Here is a 24,306-nt window from a genome sequence, read left to right on the forward strand (position 1 = left end):
TTACATGCACGCTTTGCAAGCCAAGATCCTCGACCCACGCATCGGTACCGAATTCCCGCTGCCGCAATACGCCACCCCGGGCTCCGCCGGCCTCGACCTGCGCGCCATGCTGGAACAGGACATCGTGATCAAACCGGGTGAAACCGTGCTGATCCCCACCGGTCTGTCGGTCTACATCGGCGACCCGAACCTTGCCGCGCTGATCCTGCCACGCTCGGGCATGGGCCATAAGCACGGCATCGTGCTGGGCAATCTCGTCGGCCTGATCGACTCCGATTACCAGGGCCCACTGATGGTGTCGTGCTGGAACCGTGGCCAGACCGATTTCACCATGACCGTCGGCGAACGCCTGGCGCAACTGGTGCTGGTACCGGTGGTGCAGGCGCACTTCGAAATGGTTGAAGAGTTCGTCGAAACCGAACGCGGCACCGGCGGCTTTGGCCACACCGGCACCAAGTAACCGCTGTCATCTCCTGCAGGAGCTGCCGCAGGCTGCTTCTACAGGGGAAAATTTCAGACAGATCAGCTGAAAGGTTTAACACCGTAAATCAAGGTTTTGCCGGCCCAGAGCCACGCCAGCCGAGGTGTCATGGCCCTTTCACACCACGAACTCTCTGTGAAAAACGCCGTCATACCCTTCAGTTTGAGCCTGCCGTCGAACGATTCGTCGGTCTGTCCCGCCCCTTTCTAGATGGAGCATTTGTGCAGATGAGCACCCCAGCCAAGATTGCCCCGAAGCTGCCCGACAGCATTTTCCGCGCCTATGACATTCGCGGCACCGTGCCGGAATTCCTCAATGCCGAGACCGCTTACTGGATCGGCCGTGCCATCGGTTCGCAGAGCCTGGCCCAAGGCGAGCCGAATGTGTCCGTCGGTCGCGACGGTCGCCTGTCCGGCCCGGAGCTGGTTGCAGAACTGATTCGCGGTATCGCCGAGAGCGGCTGCCACGTCAGCGATGTCGGCCTGGTGCCGACGCCGGCGCTGTACTACGCCACCAACGTGCTGGCCGGTAAATCCGGCGTAATGCTCACCGGTAGCCACAACCCGTCGAACTACAACGGTTTCAAGATCGTCATCGCCGGCGACACCCTCGCCAACGAACAGATTCAGGCCCTGCATGAACGCCTCAAGACCAACAACTTGAGCAGCGGCACGGGCAGTGTCACCCAGGTCGAAATCCTCGACCGCTACAACACCGAAATCGTCCAGGACATCAAACTGGCCCGACGCATGAAAGTCGTGGTTGACTGCGGCAATGGCGCGGCCGGCGTGATCGCCCCGCAATTGATCGAGGCGCTGAACTGCGAAGTCATCCCGCTGTTCTGCGAAGTCGACGGTAACTTCCCGAACCACCACCCGGATCCGGGCAAGCCTGAAAACCTCGTTGACCTGATCGCCAAGGTCAAGGAAACCAACGCCGACATCGGTTTGGCCTTCGATGGCGACGGCGACCGCGTCGGTGTGGTGACCAACACCGGCAGCATCGTCTACCCGGATCGTCTGCTGATGCTGTTTGCCCGTGACGTAGTCGCACGCAACCCGGACGCGGAAATCATCTTCGACGTCAAATGCACCCGTCGTCTGGTGCCGCTGATCAAGGAATACGGTGGTCGGCCGCTAATGTGGAAGACGGGCCATTCGTTGATCAAAAAGAAAATGAAACAATCCGGCGCGCTGTTGGCCGGTGAAATGAGCGGGCACATCTTCTTCAAGGAGCGCTGGTTCGGTTTCGACGACGGCATCTACAGCGCCGCACGTCTGCTGGAGATCCTCAGCAAGGAAAAATCCACCGCGGAAGAGCTGTTTGCGACCTTCCCGAACGATATTTCTACGCCGGAAATCAATATCCATGTGACCGAAGAGAGCAAATTCAGCATCATTGATGCACTGCACGACGCACAGTGGGGCGCAGGCGCTGACCTGACCACCATCGACGGCGTGCGAGTCGATTACGCCAAAGGCTGGGGCCTGGTGCGCGCGTCCAACACCACTCCGGTGCTGGTGCTGCGCTTCGAGGCCGATGACGAGGCTGAACTACAGCGCATCAAGGACGTGTTCCACGCCCAATTGAAACGCGTTGCCCCTGATCTCCAACTACCGTTCTGATCCACCCGGAGCCCTGAATGACCCTCGAACGCGATGCCGCCGCCAACACTGCCAAGGTCCTGTCCGAAGCGCTGCCTTACATCCGACGCTATGTCGGCAAGACTCTGGTGATCAAATACGGCGGCAACGCGATGGAAAGCGAGGAGCTGAAAACCGGCTTCGCCCGCGACATCGTGCTGATGAAAGCCGTGGGCATCAACCCGGTGGTCGTGCACGGCGGCGGCCCGCAGATCGGTGATCTGCTCAAGCGCCTGTCGATCGAAAGCCACTTCGTCGATGGCATGCGCGTCACGGACGCGGCGACCATGGACGTGGTGGAAATGGTCTTGGGCGGTCAGGTCAACAAAAGCATTGTCAACCTGATCAACCGTCACGGTGGCAGTGCCATCGGCCTGACCGGTAAAGATGCCGGGCTGATTCGCGCGAAGAAGCTCACCGTCACCCGTCAGACCCCGGAGATGACTCAGCCGGAAATCATCGACATCGGTCATGTCGGCGAAGTGGTCGGCATCAACACCGAGTTGCTGAACCTGCTGGTCAAAGGCAACTTCATCCCGGTGATTGCACCGATCGGCGTGGGTGAGAACGGCGAGTCGTACAACATCAACGCCGATCTGGTGGCCGGTAAAGTCGCCGAGGCGCTGAAAGCCGAGAAGCTGATGCTGCTGACCAACATTGCCGGCCTGATGGACAAGTCGGGCACCGTGCTGACTGGCCTGAGCACGCAGCAGGTCGATGATCTGATCGCCGACGGCACTATTTACGGCGGCATGCTGCCGAAGATCCGTTGCGCACTGGAAGCGGTTCAGGGCGGCGTAGGTAGCTCGTTGATCATCGATGGTCGCGTACCGAATGCGATCCTGCTGGAAATCTTCACCGACACGGGTGTGGGCACGCTGATCAGCAATCGCAAGCGTCCGTAAGCTTTAGCGCAAACAAAAAGACCCCGCTCAGCCTGGCTGAGCGGGGTCTTTTTTTTGCACTGCAATCCCTGTGGGAGCGAGCTTGCTCGCGAAAGCGGTCTCTGCATCACATCAATATTGAATGTGAAGGCCTCTTCGCGAGCAGGCTCGCTCCCACTCCGTGCTCCGCCGCTAGACGCCGAACTGCGCGCGATAAGCTTCCACGGCTGGCAGGTGTTGCTTGAGCTGCGGATCATCGGCGAGGAATTCCAGCACCTGATTCAGCGACACAATGCTGATCACCGGGATGCCAAAGTCGCGCTCGACTTCCTGGATCGCCGACAACTCACCGTTGCCACGCTCCTGACGGTTCAGGGCAATCAGCACGCCCGCAGCCTTGGCGCCATCCTGAGATGCGATGATTTGCATCACTTCGCGGATTGCCGTACCAGCGGTGATCACGTCGTCGATGATCAACACGTCGCCAGTCAACGGAGCACCGACCAGACTACCGCCCTCGCCGTGGGCCTTGGCTTCCTTGCGGTTGAAGCACCACGGCAGATCGCGGTCGTGATGTTCGGCCAGCGCGACAGCAGTAGTCGCCGCCAACGGAATGCCTTTGTAGGCCGGGCCAAACAGAACGTCGAAGGGAATGCCGCTCTCGGCAATGGCTGCAGCGTAGAAACGCCCCAACTGCGCCAGGGCCGAACCCGAGTTGAACAGGCCGGCGTTGAAGAAGTAAGGACTGGTGCGCCCGGACTTCAGGGTGAACTCACCGAAGCGCAAAACGCCGCGATCGATGGCAAAACGAATGAAATCGCGCTGATACGCTTGCATGAAAAAAACCCCAAATACCACGGATTTAGCTAATTAGCTTGACGCCGTGTATCATACACGCACGCGATTTTTGGGGCCATTTATGCGGATCATCAGTGTGAACGTCAATGGTATTCAGGCGGCAGTCGAGCGTGGTTTGCTCAGTTGGCTGCAAGCACAGAATGCCGACGTCATCTGCCTGCAGGACACCCGTGCCTCCGCCTTTGAACTGGATGACCCAGCCTTCCAACTGGATGGCTACTTCCTTTATGCCTGCGATGCTGAAGTCCCTGCCCAAGGCGGCGTGGCTTTGTATTCGCGGTTGCAACCGAAGGCTGTCATCAGCGGTCTCGGTTTCGAGACGGCCGACCGCTACGGGCGCTACCTGCAAGCAGATTTCGACAAAGTCAGTATTGCCACCTTGCTGCTCCCTTCGGGGATGAACGGCGATGAGGACTTGAACCAGAAGTTCAAGCTCATGGACGACTTCGGCAAGTACCTGGACAAACAGCGGCGCAAACGTCGCGAGTACATTTATTGTGGCTCGCTGTACGTGGCGCAGCAGAAGCTCGACATCAAGAACTGGCGCGACAGCCAGCAATCCCCGGGCTTCCTGGCGCCAGAACGCGCCTGGATGGACGAGATTGTCGGCAACATGGGCTATGTCGATGCCCTGCGCGAAGTCAGCCGTGAAGGCGACCAGTACAGCTGGTGGCCGGATAACGAACAGGCCGAGATGCTCAATCTGGGCTGGCGCTTCGACTATCAGATCCTGACCCCAGGGCTGCGGCGCTTCGTGCGCAGCGCACGCCTGCCGCGTCAGCCACGGTTCTCGCAACACGCGCCGCTGATCGTCGACTACGATTGGACGCTGACCATCTAAGCGTTGGTTCGAAGTTGAAAAAATGCCCGTATCGCAAGATACGGGCATTTTTTTGCGCATCCGTTCGAGTCAGGTTCAAACAGCGGCGAAGAACGGCAAGGCCAGGTAGAGCTTGATCACGATGACATTAATAATGTCGATGAAGAACGCGCCAACCATCGGCACCACCAGAAACGCGATCTGCGAGGGACCGTAGCGCTGCGTGACCGCTTGCATATTGGCAATCGCGGTCGGCGTGGCGCCCAGGCCAAAACCGCAATGCCCCGCCGCCAACACTGCCGCATCGTAATTGCGGCCCATCACCCGGAACGTCACGAAGATCGCGAACAGCGCCATGACCAGCGCCTGCACCGCCAGGATGATGAAAATCGGCAACGCCAGTGCAGCCAGATCCCACAACTTGAGCGACATCAGGGCGATCGCCAGAAACAGCGACAGGCTGACATTGCCCAGTACCGAGACTTCCCGCTCAAACACCTGATACAAGCCCAGCGCTGAAAGACCATTGCGCAGCACCACGCCTACAAACAGCACACAAACGAACGTCGGCAATTCGAGCGCAGTCCCTTGCAGCCAACCATTGATCAGGTTACCGGCCAACAGGCTGATGGCGATCAGTGCCAGGGTCTCGATAAACGAGAAGGGCGTGATTGAGCGCTCCTTGTTCGGCTGTTCAAAACCCTTTGGCAGTCGCGGCGCTTCCTGCTGATTGCAGCCAGGGACCTCCACACGCTTGATGAGCAGGCGCGCAACCGGTCCACCAATCAGGCCGCCCAGCACCAGACCAAACGTCGCGGAGGCTATTGCCAGCTCGGAAGCGGAGGCCAGACCGTACTTCTCGCTAAATACCGTACCCCACGCAGCACCCGTGCCATGGCCGCCCGCCAAGGTAATGGATCCTGTCAGCAGCCCCATCAACGGGTCGAGCCCGAGTATTTTTGCCAGCCCGATCCCCATCGCATTCTGCACCACCAACAGCCCAGTGACCGCCAGCAGAAATATCCCGACGATCCGGCCACCTTTCTTCAGACTGGCAAAGTCTGCGCTCAGACCGATGGTGGCAAAAAAGGCCAGCATCAGCGGTGTCTGCAGAGAAGTATCAAAACGAACTTCAATATCGAATGTTCGCAGCAGCAATAAAGTCAGGGCAACTACCAGGCCGCCCGCTACAGGCTCAGGAATATTATAACTGCGCATGAAACCAACACGCCTGACTAGCCCGCGCCCTAGTAGAAGCACTAGAGAAGCGGCCACAAGTGTTCCGTAAAAATCGAGCTGAATCATTGGAATTATTCTTGATTATATATTCAGAGGCGAACTTTTTACCTGTGCTCGCCTCATGAACCGGCTGATTGTCTCAACACTGATTACTGTGAAATTCAAGAGCCTTCGATGGCTTGAATATATCTTAATATTTCAGGAGAAATATTAGCCCGGCAACTTTAACAATCGCCATCTGTGATTCCAAGGATATGAACCAGAACCAAGGCACTACAGTTGTGACCAAAAGTGTAATTACGCCATTGATATAAAATATTACTTGCCACTCATCGCAACAAGATTATTCCTACACACCAAAGAGATTACTTTAGTTGCGCAAATAAAAATGCCCTGACATGTCAGGGCATTTTTAAACTGGGCGAGCTTTTATTTGATCAACCGCCAGGTAAACGGATATCGGTACGGGAAGCCTTCATTAGCCTTCACCCCCGCAATGATCGTCAAAACCAGTGCGCCGATAGCCAGTATTCCCAGCAGAAAGAACCCGATGATCAGCACCATCAGCAGGAAGCAGATCAACGATGCGATGGCGACGGTGATCTGAAAATTCAGCGCCTCTTTACCTTGAGCATCGATGAACGGGTCCGTTTCGCGCTTCATCTGCCAGAGGATCAACGGTCCGATCAGATTGCCGAACGGAATCCAGATCCCCAGCAAGGCGGACAAGTGACAAAACATCGCCCATTGGCGAACCTCCTGGCTCGGTTTGGGCAGCAGCTCTTGCTCATCACTCATCGCGTCCTCCTTGCGGTTATCAACCTGCTCAGTCGGCCAATGCAGCCTTTTGCAGTTCGAAGATTTCGTTCATGCCCTGCTTGGCCAACTCCAGCATGGCGTTCAAGTCTTCAGGCTGGAACGGCGCGCCTTCAGCGGTGCCCTGTACTTCGATGAAGCCACCGGTGCTGGTCATCACGACGTTGAGGTCGGTCTCGGCAGCGGAATCTTCAAGATAGTCCAGATCCAGCACGGCCTCGCCCTGATACATACCGACCGACACGGCACCAATCATCTGCTTGAGCGGATCGCCACCCTTCAGGCCACCACGCTTCTTGATCACTTTCAGCGCATCAACCAGCGCAACCATGGCACCGGTGATCGAAGCCGTGCGAGTACCACCGTCGGCCTGGATCACGTCGCAGTCGACGTACAGGGTCACGTCGCCCAGCTTGGACATGTCCAGCGCAGCGCGCAGGGAACGGCCGATCAGACGCTGGATTTCCAGGGTGCGACCGCCCTGCTTGCCACGGCTCGCTTCACGCTGGTTACGCTCACCGGTGGCGCGCGGCAGCATGCCGTATTCGGCAGTCAACCAACCCTGCCCCTGGCCCTTGAGGAAACGCGGCACGCCGTTTTCGACGCTGACGGTGCAGATGACTTTGGTATCACCGAATTCGACCAGTACGGATCCCTCGGCGTGTTTGGTGTAGTTGCGGGTAATGCGGATCGAGCGGAGCTGATCGGCAGCGCGACCACTTGGACGTTTCATAGGGAATACCTGTACTGGGGACGGAAAACTGCCGAGCATTATAGAGCCCTGCACCGCGACTGGGCACTCGTTAAAAACCCGGGCGACGACCGAAGGCCCTGAAACACCCATTACCGACGGGCTGCAGCCCTTTGTCACACCGTGTGTTTGGGCGCATTCGCCGCACTGCGCTACAATCCTGCGCCTTTGTTGCCAGTCGGCTTAAATTCATTCATATCGCGCTCGCGAAATTCACGTTTCGCGCCGATCTGCATTGCGAGGTCACCGCCATGGTGCACAGCATGACCGCCTTCGCCCGCGTCGAAAAAGCCGGCGCACAGGGCACCCTGAGCTGGGAGCTGCGCTCGGTCAACAGCCGCTATCTGGAGCCCCACCTGCGCCTGCCGGAGTCGTTTCGCGACCTCGAAGGCGCGGTACGTGAAGCGCTGCGTCAGGGCCTGTCGCGAGGCAAACTCGAATGCACCCTGCGTTTCACCGAAGAAAGCACCGGCAAAACACTGCAAATCGATCGCGAGCGCGCCGCGCAGTTGGTCGCCGCCGCTGAGACGGTCGCTGGTCTGATCAAGAATCCTGCCGCATTGAATCCGCTGGAAGTGCTGGCCTGGCCCGGCGTGCTGGTAGGCGATGCGACCGACCCGCAGGCGCTGAATGCCGACGCGCTGACCCTGTTCAATCAAGGCCTGAAAGAGCTGAAGGCTGGCCGCGAGCGCGAAGGCGCGGAGCTGGCACGCCTGATCAACGAACGCCTGACCTCCATTGAAGAAGACGTGGTGACCCTGCGTGAACTGGTGCCGCAAATGCTTGCGACCCAGCGCCAGAAAGTCCTCGATCGCTTCGCCGACATGAAGGCCGAACTGGATCCGCAGCGGCTCGAACAGGAAATGGTCATCCTCGCGCAAAAGAGCGACGTGGCCGAAGAACTGGATCGCTTGAGCACCCACATCATCGAAGTGCGCCGGGTGCTCAAAACCGGTGGTGCCGCCGGTCGGCGCCTGGACTTCCTGATGCAGGAACTCAACCGCGAAGCCAACACACTGGGCTCCAAGGCCTTCGACCCGCGCAGCACCCAAGCCGCCGTCAACCTCAAGGTGTTGATCGAGCAGATGCGCGAACAAGTGCAGAATATTGAGTAAGGCTACCCCGACATGACCCACAGCACCGGCACCCTGTACATCATTTCCGCGCCATCGGGCGCGGGCAAGAGCAGCCTGGTCAAGGCCTTGACCGACGCCATACCGGAAATTCGCGTTTCGGTTTCCCACACCACCCGCGCCATGCGCCCGGGTGAAGTGGACGGCGTGAACTATCACTTCGTGACCCGCGAAGAGTTCGTGAAGATGGGCGAGCATGGCGACTTCCTCGAACGCGCCGAAGTCTTCGGCAACTTCTACGGCACCTCGCAAAGCCGCCTGCAGCAGACGCTGGACGAAGGTCACGACCTGATTCTGGAAATCGACTGGCAAGGCGCCGAGCAAGTACGCAAGCTGATGCCGCAAGCACGCTCGATCTTTATCCTGCCGCCGTCGCTTCAGGCCCTGCACCAGCGCCTGACCAACCGCGGCCAGGACAGCGATGAGATCATCGACGGCCGGATGCGCGAAGCGGTCAGCGAGATGAGTCACTATGTCGAGTACGACTACCTGATCATCAACGACGATTTTGCTCACGCACTGGACGATCTGAAGGCTATTTTCCGCGCCAATCAACTCCAGCAGAAACGCCAGCAGGTACGTTTCGGCAAATTGCTGGCCGAATTGCTCGGTTAATCAGCACTTCCCAAAACCGCTGCAAGCGCTTTACATTGGTACTTGCAGCGCGTCGAAGGGTCTGGTCAAAAAATCAGCGCTTCCCTAATCGCTGGTGATTTTTTAAACTGCTCAGTCCGCTCGCCCACCCGGGCAGCGCGCATATTGCATTCGCTCCGAGGAATACCATGGCCCGCGTAACCGTTGAAGACTGCCTGAACCACGTGGAAAACCGTTTTGAACTGGTCATGCTGTCCACCAAGCGTGCCCGTCAACTGGCCACCGGCGGCAAAGAGCCACTGGTCCAGTGGGAAAACGACAAGCCGACTGTTGTCGCCCTGCGTGAAATCGCTGAAGGCCTGATGAGCTACGAGTTCATCGCCGAGCAGGAAATCGTCCAGGATGAGCCGCTGTTCGCAGCGTTCGAGGACGAGTCCAACGAGGCCGTCTAAGCCTATGCCTGGTCGACGTAGCACGGCGCAGGATCACAGCTTACGGCAGGAGTCATCATGCCGAGCATAGACGCCCTCGCCGATCGCTTATCGACCTACCTCGGCAATGACCAGGTCAACCTGGTCCGCCGAGCGTATTTCTACGCCGAACAAGCCCATGACGGTCAACGCCGTCGCAGTGGCGAGGCGTACGTCACGCATCCTCTTGCCGTGGCCAATATTCTTGCCGACATGCACATGGACCATCAGAGCCTGATGGCCGCGATGCTGCATGACGTGATCGAAGACACCGGTATCGCCAAAGAAGCGCTGCAAGCGCAGTTCGGTGAAACCGTGGCCGAACTGGTCGACGGGGTCAGCAAACTGACCCAGATGAATTTCGAGACCAAGGCCGAAGCCCAGGCTGAAAACTTCCAGAAAATGGCCATGGCCATGGCGCGCGACATTCGTGTGATCCTGGTCAAGCTTGCCGACCGCCTGCACAACATGCGCACGCTGGAAGTGCTGTCCGGCGAAAAACGCCGCCGGATCGCCAAGGAAACCCTCGAAATCTACGCGCCCATCGCCAACCGGCTGGGCATGCATGCGATCCGCATCGAATTCGAAGACCTCGGCTTCAAGGCCATGCACCCGATGCGTTCCGCGCGGATCTACCAGGCGGTCAAGCGCGCCCGGGGCAACCGCAAGGAAATCGTCAACAAGATCGAAGAATCCCTTGGCCATTGCCTCGCTATCGACGGCATCCAGGGCGAAGTCAGCGGCCGCCAGAAACACCTCTACGGCATCTACAAGAAAATGCGCGGCAAGCGTCGGGCCTTTAACGAGATCATGGACGTCTATGCGTTCCGGATCATCGTCGACAAGGTCGATACCTGCTACCGCGTACTGGGTGCTGTACATAATTTGTACAAACCGTTGCCGGGACGCTTCAAGGATTACATCGCGATCCCCAAGGCCAACGGCTATCAGTCGCTGCACACCACGCTGTTCGGCATGCACGGCGTACCGATCGAGATCCAGATCCGCACCCGCGAAATGGAAGAGATGGCCAACAACGGCATCGCCGCCCATTGGCTGTACAAATCCAGCGGTGACGAGCAGCCGAAAGGCACTCACGCCCGTGCCCGCCAGTGGGTCAAAGGCGTGCTGGAAATGCAGCAGCGTGCCGGCAACTCGCTGGAATTCATCGAAAGCGTGAAGATCGACCTGTTCCCGGACGAGGTCTACGTGTTCACGCCCAAAGGCCGGATCATGGAGCTGCCGAAAGGCTCTACGGCGGTCGACTTTGCCTACGCGGTGCACACCGACGTCGGCAACAGCTGCATCGCCTGCCGGATCAACCGTCGTCTCGCGCCGCTGTCCGAACCGCTGCAAAGCGGCTCCACGGTCGAAATCGTCAGCGCTCCGGGCGCACGACCGAATCCGGCATGGCTTAATTTCGTGGTCACCGGCAAGGCGCGCACGCACATCCGCCACGCGCTGAAACTGCAACGCCGCTCCGAATCCATCAGCCTCGGCGAACGCCTGCTGAACAAAGTCCTCAACGGTTTCGACAGTTCGCTGGAGAAGATCCCGGCTGAACGCGTCAAAGCAATGCTCACCGAGTACCGCCTCGAACTGATCGAAGATTTGCTCGAAGACATTGGCCTCGGCAACCGCATGGCTTACGTCGTTGCCCGCCGCCTGCTCGGCGAAGGCGAACAACTGCCAAGCCCGGAAGGCCCTCTGGCGATTCGCGGCACCGAAGGTCTGGTGCTGAGCTACGCCAAATGCTGCACGCCGATCCCGGGCGACCCGATCGTCGGGCACCTGTCGGCGGGCAAAGGCATGGTCGTGCACCTCGACAACTGCCGCAACATCAGCGAAATCCGGCACAACCCGGAAAAATGCATCCAGCTCTCGTGGGCCAAGGATGTCACCGGCGAATTCAACGTCGAACTGCGCGTCGAGCTGGAACACCAGCGCGGCCTGATCGCCCTGCTGGCCAGCAGCGTCAACGCAGCCGACGGCAATATCGAAAAAATCAGCATGGACGAACGCGATGGTCGCATCAGCGTGGTCCAGTTGGTGGTCAGCGTCCACGATCGTGTGCACCTGGCCCGCGTGATCAAGAAGCTGCGCGCCCTGACCGGGGTGATCCGCATCACCCGCATGCGTGCATAACTCAACCATTACAAGGAGTCATACATGACCAAGACTGTTATCACCAGCGACAAGGCCCCGGCCGCCATCGGTACTTACTCCCAGGCGATCAAGGCCGGCAACACCGTTTACATGTCGGGCCAGATTCCTCTGGACCCAAAAACCATGGAACTGGTTGAAGGCTTCGAAGCCCAGACCGTCCAGGTGTTCGAGAACCTCAAAGCCGTGGCCGAAGCCGCTGGCGGTTCGTTCAAGGACATCGTCAAACTGAACATCTTCCTCACCGACCTGAGCCACTTCGCCAAGGTCAACGAGATCATGGGCAAGTACTTCGACCAGCCATACCCGGCCCGCGCCGCCATCGGCGTAGCTGCCCTGCCGAAGGGTTCGCAGGTTGAAATGGATGCCATTCTGGTCATCGAGTGATGCGCACGGCGCGGCCTTCAAACGCCGCGCCGACTGCTGCAAGAAAAGGTTTTGAAAGGATTCCACCATGCGCAAAGCGCTAGCTCTCCCGCTGCTCGCCATTTTCCTCGGCGGCTGCGCCAGCAACCCTGCCGACCGTGACATCAGCGGCACCTGGATCAACCAGGTGGCGATCGATGCCGCAGCCAAGGGCGGCCCCCTGCGCGAAGCGCTTCAGGCTTACGGCCCGAACCTTGAGTGGGACGTCAACACCAAGGCCAGCCAGGCCCGCTACACCAACGGTTTTGAGAACGTCGAAGGGCGGCTGCTGGGTGAAAAATCCGGCGCCTGGAAAGTCGACTTCTATGGCAGCTCCGCCAGTGAGCTGAAACGCGACGGCGGGCAACTGCAGCAAGCCGCCAGCGACAACGAACCCGAGCAGGTGTTCGACCGCGCACAGATTCCGGTGCCGGAAGGCGCGCCGATCGGCGCCAGTTTCGAACGCGCGCTGTATTCCGCCTACATGGGCGGTAGCTGGACAATCGCCAGCGGTCAGGGCGAAGGCAGCACCGTGCAGTTCCAGGCTGATGGCCAGGTTTCCGGTTTGCCGGGGGCCGACCGTTATGCCCTGTGCCTGGCGGGCGATTGCGCGTCGATGAGCAACGGTAACGACAGCATGTGGTTGCAGCAGAACGGCCAGGGCAATAACTGGATCTTTGTGCGCAAGGGCAAAGAGCTGGAAATCCTGCAAGCAGTGAACTCCGCTCAAGCGGACGAACAACCGCAGTTCACCGCAGGTGAGCGCAAGTGGTTGCTGGAAAAACAGTAACCCGCTTCTGAAACCGCTGAAGATCAAATGTGGGAGCGAGCTTGCTCGCGAATGCGGTGCAACAGCCAACAGAGATGTTGGATGTTAAGCCCTCTTCGCGAGCAAGCTCGCTCCCACATTCGTTTTGTGGTGTTTGGAAGTCAGCAGCGCCCTTCTAAAATGGCGGCATAACCTTCGCGGTAACTTGGGTACGTCGGCGTCCAGCCCAAGGCTTTCGCCCGCGCATTGCTGCAACGCTTGCTGCCGGTTCGCCGAACGCTGGCGTCGTCCGCCCACTCGGTAACGCCCAGATACTCGCGTAACCAGCCCACGACTTCCGCCAATGGCGCCGGTGCATCGTCGACACCGATGTAGAAATCCTCAAGCTTCACGCCCTGCCGAGCCTTCTCCAACAGGAATGCCAACAACCCTGCTGCGTCATCGGCATGAATCCGGTTGCCGTACAACGGAGGTTCGACCGCCACGCGATAACCGCGACGCACTTGGGTCAGCAGCCATTCGCGGCCCGGCCCGTAGATCCCGGTCAAACGCAGGATGCTCGCAGGAATACCACTCTTAAGCGCGACCTGCTCAGCCTCAAGCATCAATCGCCCGGAGTAACCGGCAGCGATGGTCTCTGAGCTCTCATCGACCCACTCACCCTCCTGCTGTCCATACACACTGCTGCTGGAAACGAAGATCAGTCGCTCAGGCACCTGCCCATAGTCATCCAGCCAACTCAACACATTCTGCAAACCCTGCACATAAGCCGCGCGATAACCGGCTTCGTCGTGATCGGTGGCCGCAGCGCAATACACCAGATAGTCCACCGCCCCCACCGGCCAAGTGGCCGGGCAGTCCTCATTGAACAGGTCACCGGCGACGCCGATCACGCCGTCAGGCAGCTTCGAAACGTCCCGGCGCAGGCCATGAACTTCCCAGCCAGCCGCCAGCAATTGCTTGGCCAGACGACTGCCGACATCACCACAACCGGCAATCAAAACAGAAGGCGCGGACATCAAAAACTCCTATCGGAAAGACACAGACTAGCCTCGGGACAGGACGAGCGGCTAGCAATGCAGGAAAAAAAGATACTCTATTACTTTTGTTAACAAGAATTACTTGCAATAATGCACGTCACTTTTGTTCTCGGCCTCACGAGGCCTGGTAGAGCATCACCGTTTTTCTATCTCAGGTCCGGCCAGCATGACACGTAATCAAATCCCCGCTTCGCCAACCAATCGACCTCGCGCCTGGAGCGCAGTGGCGGCTCTGCTGCTCAGCCTGATGCTGGCGCCGACTGCCGCTTTCGCCGACGCCCAGGCACCTGCAACGCCAGCCACCACCGAGCAAAGCGCACCAGCCGCTGCTACGGCTGCCCCGGCCGCTACCGATCCGGTGCAAGCGGTTGACGCTGCCGACGTCCCTGAAGTTCTTGAAGCCGACAACAGCCTGGGCATGGCTCACGACCTGTCGCCGTGGGGCATGTACCAGAACGCCGACATCATCGTGAAAATCGTGATGATCGGTCTGGCCATCGCTTCGATCATCACCTGGACAATCTGGATCGCCAAAGGCTTCGAGCTGATGGGCGCCAAGCGTCGCCTGCGTGGCGAGATCGCCGCCCTGAAGAAAGCCACCACCCTTAAAGAAGCCAGCACCACTGCCGGCAAGGAAGGCACCCTCGCCAACCTGCTGGTGCACGACGCCCTCGAAGAGATGCGCCTGTCGGTCAACAGCCGCGAGAAGGAAGGCATCAAGGAACGCGTCAGCTTCCGCCTCGAGCGTCTGGTAGCAGCCTGCGGTCGCAACATGAGCAGCGGCACCGGCGTCCTCGCCACCATCGGTTCCACCGCGCCGTTCGTGGGCCTGTTCGGTACCGTGTGGGGCATCATGAACTCCTTTATCGGCATCGCCAAAACCCAGACCACCAACCTTGCTGTCGTAGCGCCCGGTATTGCTGAAGCACTGCTGGCTACCGCACTGGGTCTGGTTGCCGCGATCCCGGCCGTAGTGATCTACAACGTCTTCGCCCGCTCCATCGCCGGTTATAAGGCGCAGGTTTCCGATGCGTCGGCAGAAGTGCTGCTGCTGGTCAGCCGCGACCTCGACCACCAGCCTGAGCGCAGCTCGCAGCCGCACATGGTCAAAGTGGGGTAATCGGCCATGGGCCTGCATTTGAAAGAAGGCGCAGACGACGATCTGGCCGAGAACCACGAAATCAACGTCACGCCGTTCATCGACGTGATGCTGGTGCTGTTGATCATCTTCATGGTGGCCGCTCCGTTGGCCACCGTGGACATCAAAGTCGACCTGCCTGCCTCGACCGCCAAACCGGCGCCGCGGCCAGAGAAACCGGTGTTCCTCAGCGTAAAGGCCGACCAACGCCTGTTCCTCGGTGAAGACGAAGTGAAGCCCGAAGCACTGGGCGCAACCCTCGACGCCAGAACCAAGGGCAAGAAAGACACCACCATCTTCTTCCAGGCCGATAAAGGCGTGGATTACGGCGATCTCATGAGCGTGATGGATAACCTGCGCTCTGCCGGTTACCTGAAGGTCGGTCTGGTCGGACTTGAGACGGCAGCCAAGAAATGATCACGACGCGCCATAAGCTGACGCGTTACAGCGGTAGCCTGGCCGTGGTGCTGGGCGTTCATGCGCTGGCCATCGCGCTGGCGCTGAACTGGACCGCCCGCCCGCCCATCGAATTGCCGCCTCAGGCAATGATGGTCGAGCTGGCACCGGTTCCGGCCCCGCCACCGCCTGCTCCGCCGAAAGTCGTCACACCGCCGCAGCCACCGGCTCCGGTTGAAGAGTTGCCGATTCCGAAGCTGGCCGAAGCACCGAAAGCTGAAATCGCGGTGCAGAAACCCAAGCCGAAGCCCAAGCCTAAACCGCCGAAGCCGGTCGAGAAGAAGCTGCCCGATCCACCGAAGGAAAAACCTTCCGAGGAGAAGCCGGCCGATACACCACCGACCCCGGCACCGACGGAGAAATCCGCTGCACCGGCGCCCGGCCCGTCGCCGGCACAGTTGGCCGCCAAGGCCAGTTGGCAGGGCACCCTGCTTGCGCATTTGGCCAAGTACAAAAAGTACCCGGCCAGTGCTCAGGCACGGGGCAAGGAAGGCTTGAACCGTCTGCGTTTCGTGGTGGATGCCGAAGGTAATGTGCTGTCGTTCGAACTGGTGGGCCGCTCTGGCAACGCTGATCTGGACCGGGCCACCCTGGAAATGATCCGCCGCGCACAACCGTTGCCCAAGCCACCGGCCGACATGTTGACCAACGGCTCGATCGAAATTGTTGCGCCGTTTGTTTACTCGCTGGAACGCCGCCGCTAAGGCAACGCAAAACCTGTAGGAGTGAGCCTGCTCGCGATAGCGTTGTGTCAGACGATGATTTTCTGACTGACACCCCGCAATCGCGAGCAGGCTCACTCCTACAAGGGCTCTCCGTTAGCTGGAAGATCCAGCCAAAAAGGCACCGAAAGGTGCCTTTTGCGTATCTGCGCGCGGCAAACCGACATTGCCCGGTGTCGCATTCCACACTCAGTCTGATAACGTGCGTCTATCGATTGCAGCCGGTATGCTTGGCCCGCATCTTCATGGACGCTTGCTATGACCCTCACAGAATTACGCTACATCGTTACCCTCGCCCAAGAGCAGCATTTCGGCCACGCCGCCGAACGTTGCCACGTCAGCCAGCCGACCCTGTCGGTGGGCGTGAAAAAGCTTGAAGACGAACTCGGTGTGCTGATTTTCGAGCGCAGCAAAAGCGCCGTGCGCCTGACCCCGGTCGGCGAAGGCATCGTCGCCCAGGCGCAGAAAGTCCTTGAGCAGGCCCAAGGCATCCGCGAACTGGCCCAGGCCGGCAAGAACCAGCTGACTGCGCCGCTGAAAGTCGGCGCGATCTACACCGTCGGCCCGTACCTGTTCCCGCACCTGATTCCGCAACTGCACCGGGTCGCCCCGCAGATGCCGTTGTACATCGAAGAAAACTTCACCCACGTGCTGCGCGACAAACTGCGCAACGGCGAGCTCGACGCGATCATCATCGCCCTGCCGTTCAACGAAGCCGACGTGCTGACCCTGCCGCTGTACGACGAGCCGTTCTACGTGCTCATGCCGGCCCAGCACCCGTGGACGCAAAAAGAAACCATCGACGCCGGCCTGCTCAACGACAAGAGCCTGCTGCTGCTCGGTGAGGGCCACTGCTTCCGCGATCAAGTGCTGGAAGCCTGCCCGACCCTGACCAAGGGCAACGACGGCGCCAAGCACACCACGGTCGAATCCAGCTCGCTGGAAACCATCCGCCACATGGTCGCCTCCGGTCTGGGCATCTCGATCCTGCCGTTGTCGGCGGTCGACAGCCATCACTACGCCCCGGGCGTGATCGAAGTGCGCCCACTGTCGCCGCCGGTGCCGTTCCGCACCGTGGCCATTGCCTGGCGCGCGAGCTTCCCACGGCCGAAAGCCATCGAGATCCTCGCCGACTCCATTCGCCTGTGTTCGGTGGCCAAGCCAGCGGCACCGGTTACAGCCGGTTAAGCGAGCGTCATGACTGAGCTGTCGCAAGTGTCGGTGACGGCACTCAAGGGTGTCGGCGAAGCCATGGCCGAGAAACTGGCCAAGGTCGGTCTTGAGAACCTTCAGGACGTGCTGTTTCACCTGCCGCTGCGCTATCAGGATCGCACCCGTGTGGTGCCGATCGGCGCGTTGCGACCGGGACAGGACGCCGTGGTCGAAGGCACCGTCAGCGGTGCCGACGTGGTCATGGGCCGTCGTCGCAGCCTCGTTGTGCGTTTGCAGGACGGCACCGGTGGTCTCAGCCTGCGCTTCTACCATTTCAGCAACGCGCAGAAAGAAGGCCTCAAGCGCGGCACGCGGGTTCGCTGCTACGGCGAAGCCCGGCCCGGTGCGTCCGGCCTGGAAATCTACCACCCGGAATACCGCGCCATCACCGGTGACGAACCGCCGCCAGTCGATGAAACCCTGACCCCGGTCTATCCGCTCACCGAAGGCCTGACCCAAGCGCGTCTGCGCCAGCTGTGTCTGCAAACACTGACCATGCTCAAGCCAGACACCCTGCCCGACTGGCTGCCGACCGAACTGGCCCGCGACTACCAACTGGCGCCACTGGCCGATGCGATTCGCTACCTGCACAACCCGCCCGCCGATGCCGACGTCGATGAACTCGCCCTCGGTCATCACTGGGCCCAGCATCGCCTCGCCTTCGAAGAGCTGCTGACCCATCAACTGTCGCAACAGCGTCTGCGCGAAAGCATGCGCTCCTTACGCGCGCCGGCGATGCCGAAAGCGACGAAGCTGCCGCCGAAATACCTGGCCAACCTTGGCTTTAACCCTACCGGTGCCCAGCAGCGCGTCGGCAACGAAATCGCCTACGACCTCAGCCAGCACGAACCGATGCTGCGCCTGATTCAAGGCGACGTGGGCGCGGGCAAAACCGTGGTCGCCGCCCTCGCTGCGCTGCAAGCATTAGAGGCTGGCTATCAAGTCGCGCTGATGGCGCCAACCGAGATTCTCGCCGAACAACACTTCATCACCTTCAAGCGCTGGCTCGAGCCGCTGGGCATTGAAGTCGCATGGCTGGCCGGCAAGCTCAAGGGCAAGAACCGCGTTACCGCGCTGGAACAGATCGCCAGCGGCGCGCCGATGGTGGTCGGCACCCACGCGCTGTTCCAGGACGAAGTGCAGTTCAAGAACCTCGCGCTGGTGATCATCGACGAACAGCATCGTTTCGGTGTGCAGCAGCGTCTGGCGCTGCGGCAGAAAGGCGTCGGCGGACGCATGTGCCCGCACCAGCTGATCATGACCGCCACGCCGATTCCACGGACATTGGCGATGAGTGCCTACGCCGACCTCGACACCTCGATCCTCGACGAACTGCCACCCGGACGAACGCCGGTTAACACCGTGCTGGTCACCGACTCCCGCCGCGTCGAAGTCATCGAACGCGTGCGTGGTGCCTGCGCCGAGGGCCGTCAGGCCTATTGGGTGTGCACGCTGATTGAAGAATCCGAAGAGCTGACCTGCCAGGCCGCCGAAACCACCTTCGAAGACCTCACTCTTGCCCTCGGCGAATTGAAAGTCGGGCTGATTCACGGGCGCATGAAGCCCGTCGAGAAGGCCGCCGTCATGGCCGAATTCAAGGCCGGCAACCTGCAACTGCTGGTCGCGACCACGGTGATCGAAGTCGGCGTCGACGTGCCCAACGCCAGCCTGATGATCATCGAAAACCCCGAGCGCCTCGGTCTCGCGCAATTGCACCAGTTGCGCGGCCGCGTTGGCCGGGGCAGCGCCGCCAGCCATTGCGTGCTGCTCTACCATCCGCCACTGTCGCAGATCGGTCGCCAGCGCCTGGGCATCATGCGCGAGACCAACGACGGTTTCGTCATCGCCGAAAAAGACCTCGAACTGCGCGGCCCCGGCGAAATGCTCGGCACTCGCCAGACCGGCCTGCTGCAATTCAAAGTCGCCGACCTGATGCGCGACGCCGACCTGCTGCCCGCCGTCCGCGACGCGGCCCAAGCCCTGCTGGAACGCTGGCCAACCCACGTCAGCCCATTACTCGATCGCTGGTTGCGCCACGGGCAGCAATACGGCCAAGTGTGAGCACCGTCGCAGTTTCTGACAGATCGTTCCGACCAAGCTGGTTATACTCCTGCCATTGTTTCAAAAACGGATACAGACCATGACCGAAGCCGCTCTCGCCCCCGAATCCCCGCACGCGCCGTCTGTCATTCGGCTGCTGCTAGGCAAGTTGGGCATCGCCTACGAAGAAGTGCTCGACCACCACGGCCTCAATGCATCGCGCAAGGTACAAGCCGTGTTGCTGGACGACGCCGTCGGCGCGCTGATGGTGCTGTTTCCGCAGAGCCAATTGCTCGACCTCAACCGCCTCGCCGAACTGACTGGCCGGCGCCTCACCGCCGTGTCCACCGAGCGCCTGGAAAAGATGCTCGGCAAACACAGCCTGAGCCTGCTGCCAGGCCTGCCGGCGCTGACCAGCTCGCCGTGCCTCTACGAAGAAAGCCTGCTGCGTGAACCGAAGCTGCTGATCAACTCCGGCGAGCCGGGCCTGCTGCTGGAAATCGCCAGCGAAGACTTCAAGACCATGCTGACCAAGGCCAGCGCCGCCAACTTCGGCGAAGCCCTGAGCAGCATCCGCCCGAACCTCGACCGCCCGGACGATGACCGCGAGGAAATCACCCAGGCCGTGCAAGCGTTCACCGCGCGGCGCATTCAGCAGCGTCTGGAAGCGACCATCGAGATTCCGCCGCTGGCCGAAACCGCGCAAAAAATCATCAAGCTGCGTGTTGACCCCAACGCCACCATCGACGACATCACCGGCGTGGTTGAAACCGACCCGGCACTGGCCGCACAAGTGGTGAGCTGGGCGGCGTCGCCGTACTACGCCTCGCCGGGCAAGATCCGTTCGGTGGAAGACGCGATCGTTCGCGTGCTCGGCTTCGATCTGGTGATCAACCTCGCGCTGGGCCTTGCTCTCGGCAAGACCCTGAGCCTGCCCAAAGACCACCCGCAACACACCACGCCGTACTGGCAGCAGTCGATCTACACCGCCGCCGTCATCGAAGGCCTGACCCGCGCCATGCCGCGCGCCCAGCGCCCGGAAGCCGGCCTGACCTACTTGGCTGGCTTGCTGCACAACTTCGGTTACCTGCTGCTGGCCCACGTGTTCCCGCCGCACTTCTCGCTGATCTGCCGCCACCTGGAGGTCAACCCGCACCTGTGCCACAGCTACATCGAGCAACACCTGCTCGGTATCAGCCGCGAACAGATCGGCTCGTGGCTGATGCGCTACTGGGACATGCCGGATGAGCTGGCCACCGCCCTGCGCTTCCAGCACGACCCAAGCTACGACGGCGCTTATGCCGAATACCCGAACCTCGTCTGCCTGGCCGTGCGCCTGCTGCGTAGCCGCGGGATCGGCTCTGGGCCGGATGAAGATATTCCGGATGCGTTGCTTGAACGTGTGGGCCTGACCCGCGACAAAGCCAACGACGTCGTCAGCAAAGTGCTTGAAGCCGAAGTCCTGCTGCGCGAACTGGCCTCGCAGTTCAGCCAGGCCTAAAAGCTTCGCGAGCAAGCTCGCTCCCACAAGGTTTCGGTGACCTCCTGTGGGAGCGAGCTTGCTCGCGAAGAATCCAACTCGGTCTAACTGACCACCTCAAGCCTTAGGCTTAGCCTTCCTCGGCACCAAATACTTCATCAACCCCTGAAACCACATCACCAGCGCCGGGTTGCCCTTGAGCTGGATCGACTTGTCCTGAATCCCCTGCATAAACGCCAACTGCTTGTTCTTCGCCTGCATCGTGGCAAAGCCATAACCGGCATCTTTAAACGCAATCGCAAACGCCGGCTCTGCGACAACGCCAGACTTGCTGGTGATGCGCTGATCCTTGACCACAAAATGCCGCGCCACTTTCCCATCCAGCGTCTGCAACTGAAACACCAGATCCTTGTCACCCAACTGCTGCTGGAACGCAGGATTTGTCCGGCTGGCCTTACCCATCAACAAACCCATCATCCACAGAAGAAAACGAAATTTCATGCGCACAGCCTCAAAAGGAAAATGAACGGCCGGGGCAGTGTAAGGGATTCGGACGATAACGCCAGTATCTGACTCTGTTGGAAGAGGATGCGGACCATTTCCCGCACGATGACCACCAAGTCACGGTTCAGCGCTCGCCCACTGATCGTTCCCCGCTCCGCATGGGAATGCATCCCGAGACGCTCCGCGTCTCACCACTCACCTTTCCTACACCTGTTGAAACACATCCCTGTAGGAGCCGGCGAAGCCTGCGATCTTTTGATCTTCCGGCCCGCGAATCTATGGGAAATTTCCTGCAAAGTGCGGTGCTGTCCATGAACTAGGCGAGTTGGTGCGGTGGGGATAGGCTCTGTGGGTCGCCGCAAAATCGGTGATACGGACGTGCAAGTCCGGTTCAGGTGCACAATCGTTAGTGGCGTTTCGCCGAGCGTTTTCCTATGCTCCCGATCGTTATGGCGGCTGTGCGTCGGAGACCTTCGGGTCTGCCGGGTTCCTGAACCGGTCTTGCACACCAACGCACAGCTGCCACCTATTCGAAGTGCAAAGCGAACTGGTGTCGGCCTCATAACTTCAGGAAGCTGCACCATGATCAAACCAACACCCAATCCCCCAGAAAACCCAGACGTTTCGCCCTACGAAACCCTGGAATCAAAGAAATTCCACGAAGCCGCCGAGCGCGCCCTCGACCACCATTTCAAACCAGCCGTCGAACCACATCCCAAACGCGAGAACGGCCTCTTCAAACTCTCCCCCGGCACCGACGCCGAAGCCCTCATGGCCAACGCCTCCGAAGACCTCCTGTCCATCAGCGTCATCGCCTGCGACCTCGCCGACGACCTCCACGGCTCCCGCCGCTCGGTGGCACTGGCCCTAAGCAGAATGGCGGACGGGGTGAGATTGATGGTGGAAGGGACGCTCGACCAGATCGAAGTGCGAAGCGTGGCGGCCAAGCCGTAGCGAGGTTTGTGGATGAAAAAAGGGGACGTTAAATCCCCTTTCTGCAGTCGTCTTCGCTATCTAAAGTCTTCAGCGCTTTTAGGCAGTGCCTCTATACCCTGACGGGCAACCCGACTAACAAATGAATAACCACCCGCGCTGCAAGACTGCCGGAACACCACCTTGTCATCTTTGAGCACCGTCAGAAAACTCACAAACGCCTGATTAACGAGGTAGGTATACGGGCCCTTTTTGAATTTGATGTTGTTCAGGTTAACGCTGCCTTCCGACGCATCCACTACGAAGAACTTGCCCTTGGGAGGCACGTTTTTCTGCGGATAGAGCATTTCTATCTTTCCCGGAACGCCGTAACGGTATTGAACATATCCGGCAGTGGGCTTGTTGTTCCCTTGCGCGCAAACAGAAACCGTTTTACCCCCCGTCAAAGGACAGCTGAAGTAGATGTCTTCTTCGGCGGAGCACAACGTTCCATCCTGCCCGCCCTGCAATGACGCTGTTTCTTGCGAGACGCGTTCTGGTATTTGAGTGACATCGGCGCAATTGGACAAACACACTAGCTTCGAAAGATCCGGAACATCGCTTTCAGTAAACAGGTACGTCGCTGAACCGTCACGGTTGCGGGCGTGATAAACGGGAACACTGACGGCCAGCCCCTTGGCAGACACCGGCACCTCGGTGTCCCGACCCGAGACGACCCAGCCTTCGGCGTCCCCGCACAACGCCTCTAAAGCAGTTTCACTGAATGAGTCTTTCGTTGGCACTGCAAACGGATTGGCATCACCTCGGCATTCATAGCCATGCCAATACGCCTCCATTTCGGCAATGTGAATAGAAAAAATATATGCGCCGTGGAGCACCACTTTGCCGCTGTCATAGGTAAAAACCAGCCAACGACGCGACTTCGCCCGGGAGTAGTTTTCATTCTCCAGGATGTACCGGTCTCCATCTCGATACAGCCAGAAACCACTCATCACCCCTGCCGGCTCCGCCTCCTCGGAGAGACTTCGGCCGGACTTTGCGTCCACCAGAAAGTTGTCTTTCAGCGCCAACGCGCAACCGCTGTCGGCCTCCATGCAGGACTTGAGGGACGGAAACATTGGCGCCGCAGCCACAGAAAAAGAACACAGCAATAACGCGATCAAGACTATTTTTTCAACTTGCCTCCCTGCATATGATTTACGGGCCTGATTGAATGTGAAAAAAGGGACGTTAAGTTCCCCCTTCCTGAGTATTCTCTGCCTCACCATTGGCAACCTGTTTCAGGTTTCGAATCCACGTTGTAATCGTTTTCAAAAGAATACTTCTTTGCAGATTTGTAATTCGTATACGACATCGCATCAACCCGGCCACCCTGAGTGACCATCTGATACTCACCTGTCAGTGCGCCATCAACTACTTCAACCCAAGTTGTCGTGTACTGGTAGGGCCGGCCATACACGAGTTCCTCTTGTTCAGTACTGCGATGAACCAGCCCAATAGCCTTTTTCGACTTGCTGTACTTGACGCCAGCACCGCTCCATTTGGCGACAGAGTCGTAATAGGTTCTGAATTCAAAATTTATGGGGTTGCCTTCGTAGGAGCGGAAGCAAAAAACCTCGGTCGTGACCTCGCTATGAGCCGCCAGAGGAACGAAAGCGAGCAATGCGAAAAACAATACAGACGAAAATTTCAAACCGAACATTCCTTTAGCGGTTCATGGGTAATAAAAAACATGCTTTCAGCAACTCAACGAGC

At 59.4% G+C, this 24,306-nt stretch carries 24 protein-coding genes and 1 pseudogene; 17 read left to right on the plus strand and 8 right to left on the minus strand.

All coding sequences use genetic code 11. The features are described 5' to 3' along the window. The first annotated feature begins 4 nt into the window (after positions 1 to 4). From dut to argB, 3 genes and pseudogenes are all read left to right on the plus strand, one after another. Positions 5 to 460: a dUTP diphosphatase gene (gene dut / locus HUW52_RS00120; protein WP_016985816.1), complete on the plus strand. Its 456-nt coding sequence runs from the start codon at positions 5 to 7 to the stop codon at positions 458 to 460. Between the two features lie 269 nt (positions 461 to 729). Beyond that, positions 730 to 2,106: pseudogene (locus HUW52_RS00125) on the plus strand (phosphomannomutase/phosphoglucomutase); the annotation flags it as partial. 17 nt (positions 2,107 to 2,123) lie between these two features. Further along, positions 2,124 to 3,029, plus strand: a complete 906-nt coding sequence (argB, locus tag HUW52_RS00130; RefSeq protein ID WP_007954443.1) for an acetylglutamate kinase — start codon at positions 2,124 to 2,126, stop codon at positions 3,027 to 3,029. Between the two features lie 171 nt (positions 3,030 to 3,200). Here the strand turns inward: argB and pyrE are convergent, their stop codons facing one another. Beyond that, positions 3,201 to 3,845, minus strand: coding sequence for an orotate phosphoribosyltransferase (gene pyrE, locus HUW52_RS00135; protein WP_008078597.1), 645 nt, complete (start codon positions 3,843 to 3,845; stop codon positions 3,201 to 3,203). An 82-nt stretch (positions 3,846 to 3,927) separates the two neighbouring features. Here pyrE and HUW52_RS00140 point away from each other — a divergent pair, with 82 nt between their 5' ends. Continuing rightward, entirely contained in the window at positions 3,928 to 4,707 is a 780-nt protein-coding gene (locus HUW52_RS00140) for an exodeoxyribonuclease III (protein ID WP_007920349.1), read from the plus strand. Positions 4,708 to 4,782: 75 nt separating this feature from the next. Here the strand turns inward: HUW52_RS00140 and gltS are convergent, their stop codons facing one another. From gltS to rph, 3 genes are all read right to left on the minus strand, one after another. Beyond that, complete coding sequence (gltS, locus tag HUW52_RS00145; protein WP_026000658.1) at positions 4,783 to 5,991, minus strand: sodium/glutamate symporter; 1,209 nt, start codon at positions 5,989 to 5,991, stop codon at positions 4,783 to 4,785. A gap of 363 nt (positions 5,992 to 6,354) precedes the next feature. Beyond that, entirely contained in the window at positions 6,355 to 6,723 is a 369-nt protein-coding gene (locus tag HUW52_RS00150) for a DUF4870 domain-containing protein (protein ID WP_007920344.1), read from the minus strand. Positions 6,724 to 6,751: 28 nt separating this feature from the next. Continuing rightward, complete coding sequence (gene rph, locus HUW52_RS00155; protein ID WP_016985814.1) at positions 6,752 to 7,474, minus strand: ribonuclease PH; 723 nt, start codon at positions 7,472 to 7,474, stop codon at positions 6,752 to 6,754. 269 nt (positions 7,475 to 7,743) lie between these two features. Here rph and HUW52_RS00160 point away from each other — a divergent pair, with 269 nt between their 5' ends. The 6 genes from HUW52_RS00160 to HUW52_RS00185 all read left to right on the plus strand — a co-directional run bounded on the left by HUW52_RS00160 (position 7,744) and on the right by HUW52_RS00185 (position 13,047). After that, entirely contained in the window at positions 7,744 to 8,607 is an 864-nt protein-coding gene (locus tag HUW52_RS00160) for a YicC/YloC family endoribonuclease (protein WP_026000657.1), read from the plus strand. 12 nt (positions 8,608 to 8,619) lie between these two features. Then, on the plus strand, positions 8,620 to 9,240 hold the full coding sequence (gmk, locus tag HUW52_RS00165) for a guanylate kinase (protein WP_008078609.1): 621 nt from the start codon (positions 8,620 to 8,622) through the stop codon (positions 9,238 to 9,240). A 167-nt stretch (positions 9,241 to 9,407) separates the two neighbouring features. Beyond that, on the plus strand, positions 9,408 to 9,671 hold the full coding sequence (gene rpoZ, locus HUW52_RS00170) for a DNA-directed RNA polymerase subunit omega (RefSeq protein WP_016985812.1): 264 nt from the start codon (positions 9,408 to 9,410) through the stop codon (positions 9,669 to 9,671). Between the two features lie 57 nt (positions 9,672 to 9,728). After that, positions 9,729 to 11,834, plus strand: coding sequence for a bifunctional GTP diphosphokinase/guanosine-3',5'-bis pyrophosphate 3'-pyrophosphohydrolase (gene spoT, locus HUW52_RS00175; protein ID WP_007920338.1), 2,106 nt, complete (start codon positions 9,729 to 9,731; stop codon positions 11,832 to 11,834). A 24-nt stretch (positions 11,835 to 11,858) separates the two neighbouring features. Then, positions 11,859 to 12,239 carry a RidA family protein gene (locus tag HUW52_RS00180; protein WP_003229509.1) on the plus strand — a complete coding sequence of 127 codons (381 nt, stop codon included), beginning with the start codon at positions 11,859 to 11,861 and terminating at the stop codon, positions 12,237 to 12,239. A 67-nt stretch (positions 12,240 to 12,306) separates the two neighbouring features. After that, positions 12,307 to 13,047 carry a hypothetical protein gene (locus HUW52_RS00185; protein ID WP_175552669.1) on the plus strand — a complete coding sequence of 247 codons (741 nt, stop codon included), beginning with the start codon at positions 12,307 to 12,309 and terminating at the stop codon, positions 13,045 to 13,047. A gap of 140 nt (positions 13,048 to 13,187) precedes the next feature. On the opposite strand, the gene HUW52_RS00190 is transcribed toward HUW52_RS00185, so the two are convergent. Continuing rightward, a complete protein-coding gene (locus tag HUW52_RS00190) occupies positions 13,188 to 14,045 on the minus strand; it encodes an SDR family oxidoreductase (RefSeq protein WP_175552670.1) in 858 nt (285 codons plus the stop codon). A gap of 187 nt (positions 14,046 to 14,232) precedes the next feature. Between HUW52_RS00190 and exbB the strand changes: the two genes are divergently transcribed. The 6 genes from exbB to HUW52_RS00220 all read left to right on the plus strand — a co-directional run bounded on the left by exbB (position 14,233) and on the right by HUW52_RS00220 (position 21,135). Continuing rightward, positions 14,233 to 15,186, plus strand: coding sequence for a tonB-system energizer ExbB (exbB, locus tag HUW52_RS00195; protein WP_175552671.1), 954 nt, complete (start codon positions 14,233 to 14,235; stop codon positions 15,184 to 15,186). A 6-nt stretch (positions 15,187 to 15,192) separates the two neighbouring features. After that, the gene (gene exbD / locus HUW52_RS00200) at positions 15,193 to 15,621 is read left to right on the plus strand and encodes a TonB system transport protein ExbD (RefSeq protein WP_053125060.1); all 429 of its coding nucleotides are present in this window, start codon (positions 15,193 to 15,195) and stop codon (positions 15,619 to 15,621) included. Continuing rightward, entirely contained in the window at positions 15,618 to 16,364 is a 747-nt protein-coding gene (locus tag HUW52_RS00205) for an energy transducer TonB (protein WP_175552672.1), read from the plus strand. The genes exbD and HUW52_RS00205 overlap by 4 nt, the downstream gene beginning before the upstream one ends. 276 nt (positions 16,365 to 16,640) lie before the next feature. Continuing rightward, positions 16,641 to 17,570 (plus strand): hydrogen peroxide-inducible genes activator, encoded by a 930-nt coding sequence (locus tag HUW52_RS00210; protein ID WP_007920331.1) that lies wholly within the window; start codon positions 16,641 to 16,643, stop codon positions 17,568 to 17,570. 9 nt (positions 17,571 to 17,579) lie between these two features. After that, positions 17,580 to 19,655, plus strand: coding sequence for an ATP-dependent DNA helicase RecG (gene recG / locus HUW52_RS00215; protein ID WP_175552673.1), 2,076 nt, complete (start codon positions 17,580 to 17,582; stop codon positions 19,653 to 19,655). Positions 19,656 to 19,734: 79 nt separating this feature from the next. Then, entirely contained in the window at positions 19,735 to 21,135 is a 1,401-nt protein-coding gene (locus HUW52_RS00220) for an aminoacyl-tRNA deacylase and HDOD domain-containing protein (protein ID WP_016985804.1), read from the plus strand. A gap of 96 nt (positions 21,136 to 21,231) precedes the next feature. Here HUW52_RS00220 and HUW52_RS00225 read toward each other — a convergent pair whose 3' ends face one another. Then, the gene (locus HUW52_RS00225; RefSeq protein ID WP_016985803.1) at positions 21,232 to 21,615 is read right to left on the minus strand and encodes a helicase; all 384 of its coding nucleotides are present in this window, start codon (positions 21,613 to 21,615) and stop codon (positions 21,232 to 21,234) included. Positions 21,616 to 22,200: 585 nt separating this feature from the next. On the opposite strand from HUW52_RS00225, the gene HUW52_RS00230 reads away from it, so the two are divergent. After that, positions 22,201 to 22,572: a DUF6124 family protein gene (locus HUW52_RS00230; protein ID WP_034152070.1), complete on the plus strand. Its 372-nt coding sequence runs from the start codon at positions 22,201 to 22,203 to the stop codon at positions 22,570 to 22,572. Between the two features lie 56 nt (positions 22,573 to 22,628). On the opposite strand, the gene HUW52_RS00235 is transcribed toward HUW52_RS00230, so the two are convergent. Further along, the gene (locus tag HUW52_RS00235) at positions 22,629 to 23,714 is read right to left on the minus strand and encodes a hypothetical protein (protein ID WP_256667894.1); all 1,086 of its coding nucleotides are present in this window, start codon (positions 23,712 to 23,714) and stop codon (positions 22,629 to 22,631) included. A gap of 98 nt (positions 23,715 to 23,812) precedes the next feature. Continuing rightward, positions 23,813 to 24,244: a hypothetical protein gene (locus HUW52_RS00240; protein ID WP_371929232.1), complete on the minus strand. Its 432-nt coding sequence runs from the start codon at positions 24,242 to 24,244 to the stop codon at positions 23,813 to 23,815. Positions 24,245 to 24,306: the final 62 nt, after the last annotated feature.

The sequence above is a fragment of the Pseudomonas sp. 43A genome, assembly GCF_013363935.1.
GTDB lineage: Bacteria > Pseudomonadota > Gammaproteobacteria > Pseudomonadales > Pseudomonadaceae > Aquipseudomonas > Aquipseudomonas crudilactis.

Bases quoted from the DNA above. Each gene is read 5' to 3' on its own strand.
- dut (WP_016985816.1), top strand. From the start codon at position 5: ATGCACGCTTTGCAAGCCAAGATCCTCGACCCACGCATCGGTACCGAA.
- argB (WP_007954443.1), top strand. From the start codon at position 2,124: ATGACCCTCGAACGCGATGCCGCCGCCAACACTGCCAAGGTCCTGTCC.
- pyrE (WP_008078597.1), bottom strand. From the start codon at position 3,845: ATGCAAGCGTATCAGCGCGATTTCATTCGTTTTGCCATCGATCGCGGC.
- HUW52_RS00140 (WP_007920349.1), top strand. From the start codon at position 3,928: ATGCGGATCATCAGTGTGAACGTCAATGGTATTCAGGCGGCAGTCGAG.
- gltS (WP_026000658.1), bottom strand. From the start codon at position 5,991: ATGATTCAGCTCGATTTTTACGGAACACTTGTGGCCGCTTCTCTAGTG.
- HUW52_RS00150 (WP_007920344.1), bottom strand. From the start codon at position 6,723: ATGAGTGATGAGCAAGAGCTGCTGCCCAAACCGAGCCAGGAGGTTCGC.
- rph (WP_016985814.1), bottom strand. From the start codon at position 7,474: ATGAAACGTCCAAGTGGTCGCGCTGCCGATCAGCTCCGCTCGATCCGC.
- HUW52_RS00160 (WP_026000657.1), top strand. From the start codon at position 7,744: ATGGTGCACAGCATGACCGCCTTCGCCCGCGTCGAAAAAGCCGGCGCA.
- gmk (WP_008078609.1), top strand. From the start codon at position 8,620: ATGACCCACAGCACCGGCACCCTGTACATCATTTCCGCGCCATCGGGC.
- rpoZ (WP_016985812.1), top strand. From the start codon at position 9,408: ATGGCCCGCGTAACCGTTGAAGACTGCCTGAACCACGTGGAAAACCGT.
- spoT (WP_007920338.1), top strand. From the start codon at position 9,729: ATGCCGAGCATAGACGCCCTCGCCGATCGCTTATCGACCTACCTCGGC.
- HUW52_RS00180 (WP_003229509.1), top strand. From the start codon at position 11,859: ATGACCAAGACTGTTATCACCAGCGACAAGGCCCCGGCCGCCATCGGT.
- HUW52_RS00185 (WP_175552669.1), top strand. From the start codon at position 12,307: ATGCGCAAAGCGCTAGCTCTCCCGCTGCTCGCCATTTTCCTCGGCGGC.
- HUW52_RS00190 (WP_175552670.1), bottom strand. From the start codon at position 14,045: ATGTCCGCGCCTTCTGTTTTGATTGCCGGTTGTGGTGATGTCGGCAGT.
- exbB (WP_175552671.1), top strand. From the start codon at position 14,233: ATGACACGTAATCAAATCCCCGCTTCGCCAACCAATCGACCTCGCGCC.
- exbD (WP_053125060.1), top strand. From the start codon at position 15,193: ATGGGCCTGCATTTGAAAGAAGGCGCAGACGACGATCTGGCCGAGAAC.
- HUW52_RS00205 (WP_175552672.1), top strand. From the start codon at position 15,618: ATGATCACGACGCGCCATAAGCTGACGCGTTACAGCGGTAGCCTGGCC.
- HUW52_RS00210 (WP_007920331.1), top strand. From the start codon at position 16,641: ATGACCCTCACAGAATTACGCTACATCGTTACCCTCGCCCAAGAGCAG.
- recG (WP_175552673.1), top strand. From the start codon at position 17,580: ATGACTGAGCTGTCGCAAGTGTCGGTGACGGCACTCAAGGGTGTCGGC.
- HUW52_RS00220 (WP_016985804.1), top strand. From the start codon at position 19,735: ATGACCGAAGCCGCTCTCGCCCCCGAATCCCCGCACGCGCCGTCTGTC.
- HUW52_RS00225 (WP_016985803.1), bottom strand. From the start codon at position 21,615: ATGAAATTTCGTTTTCTTCTGTGGATGATGGGTTTGTTGATGGGTAAG.
- HUW52_RS00230 (WP_034152070.1), top strand. From the start codon at position 22,201: ATGATCAAACCAACACCCAATCCCCCAGAAAACCCAGACGTTTCGCCC.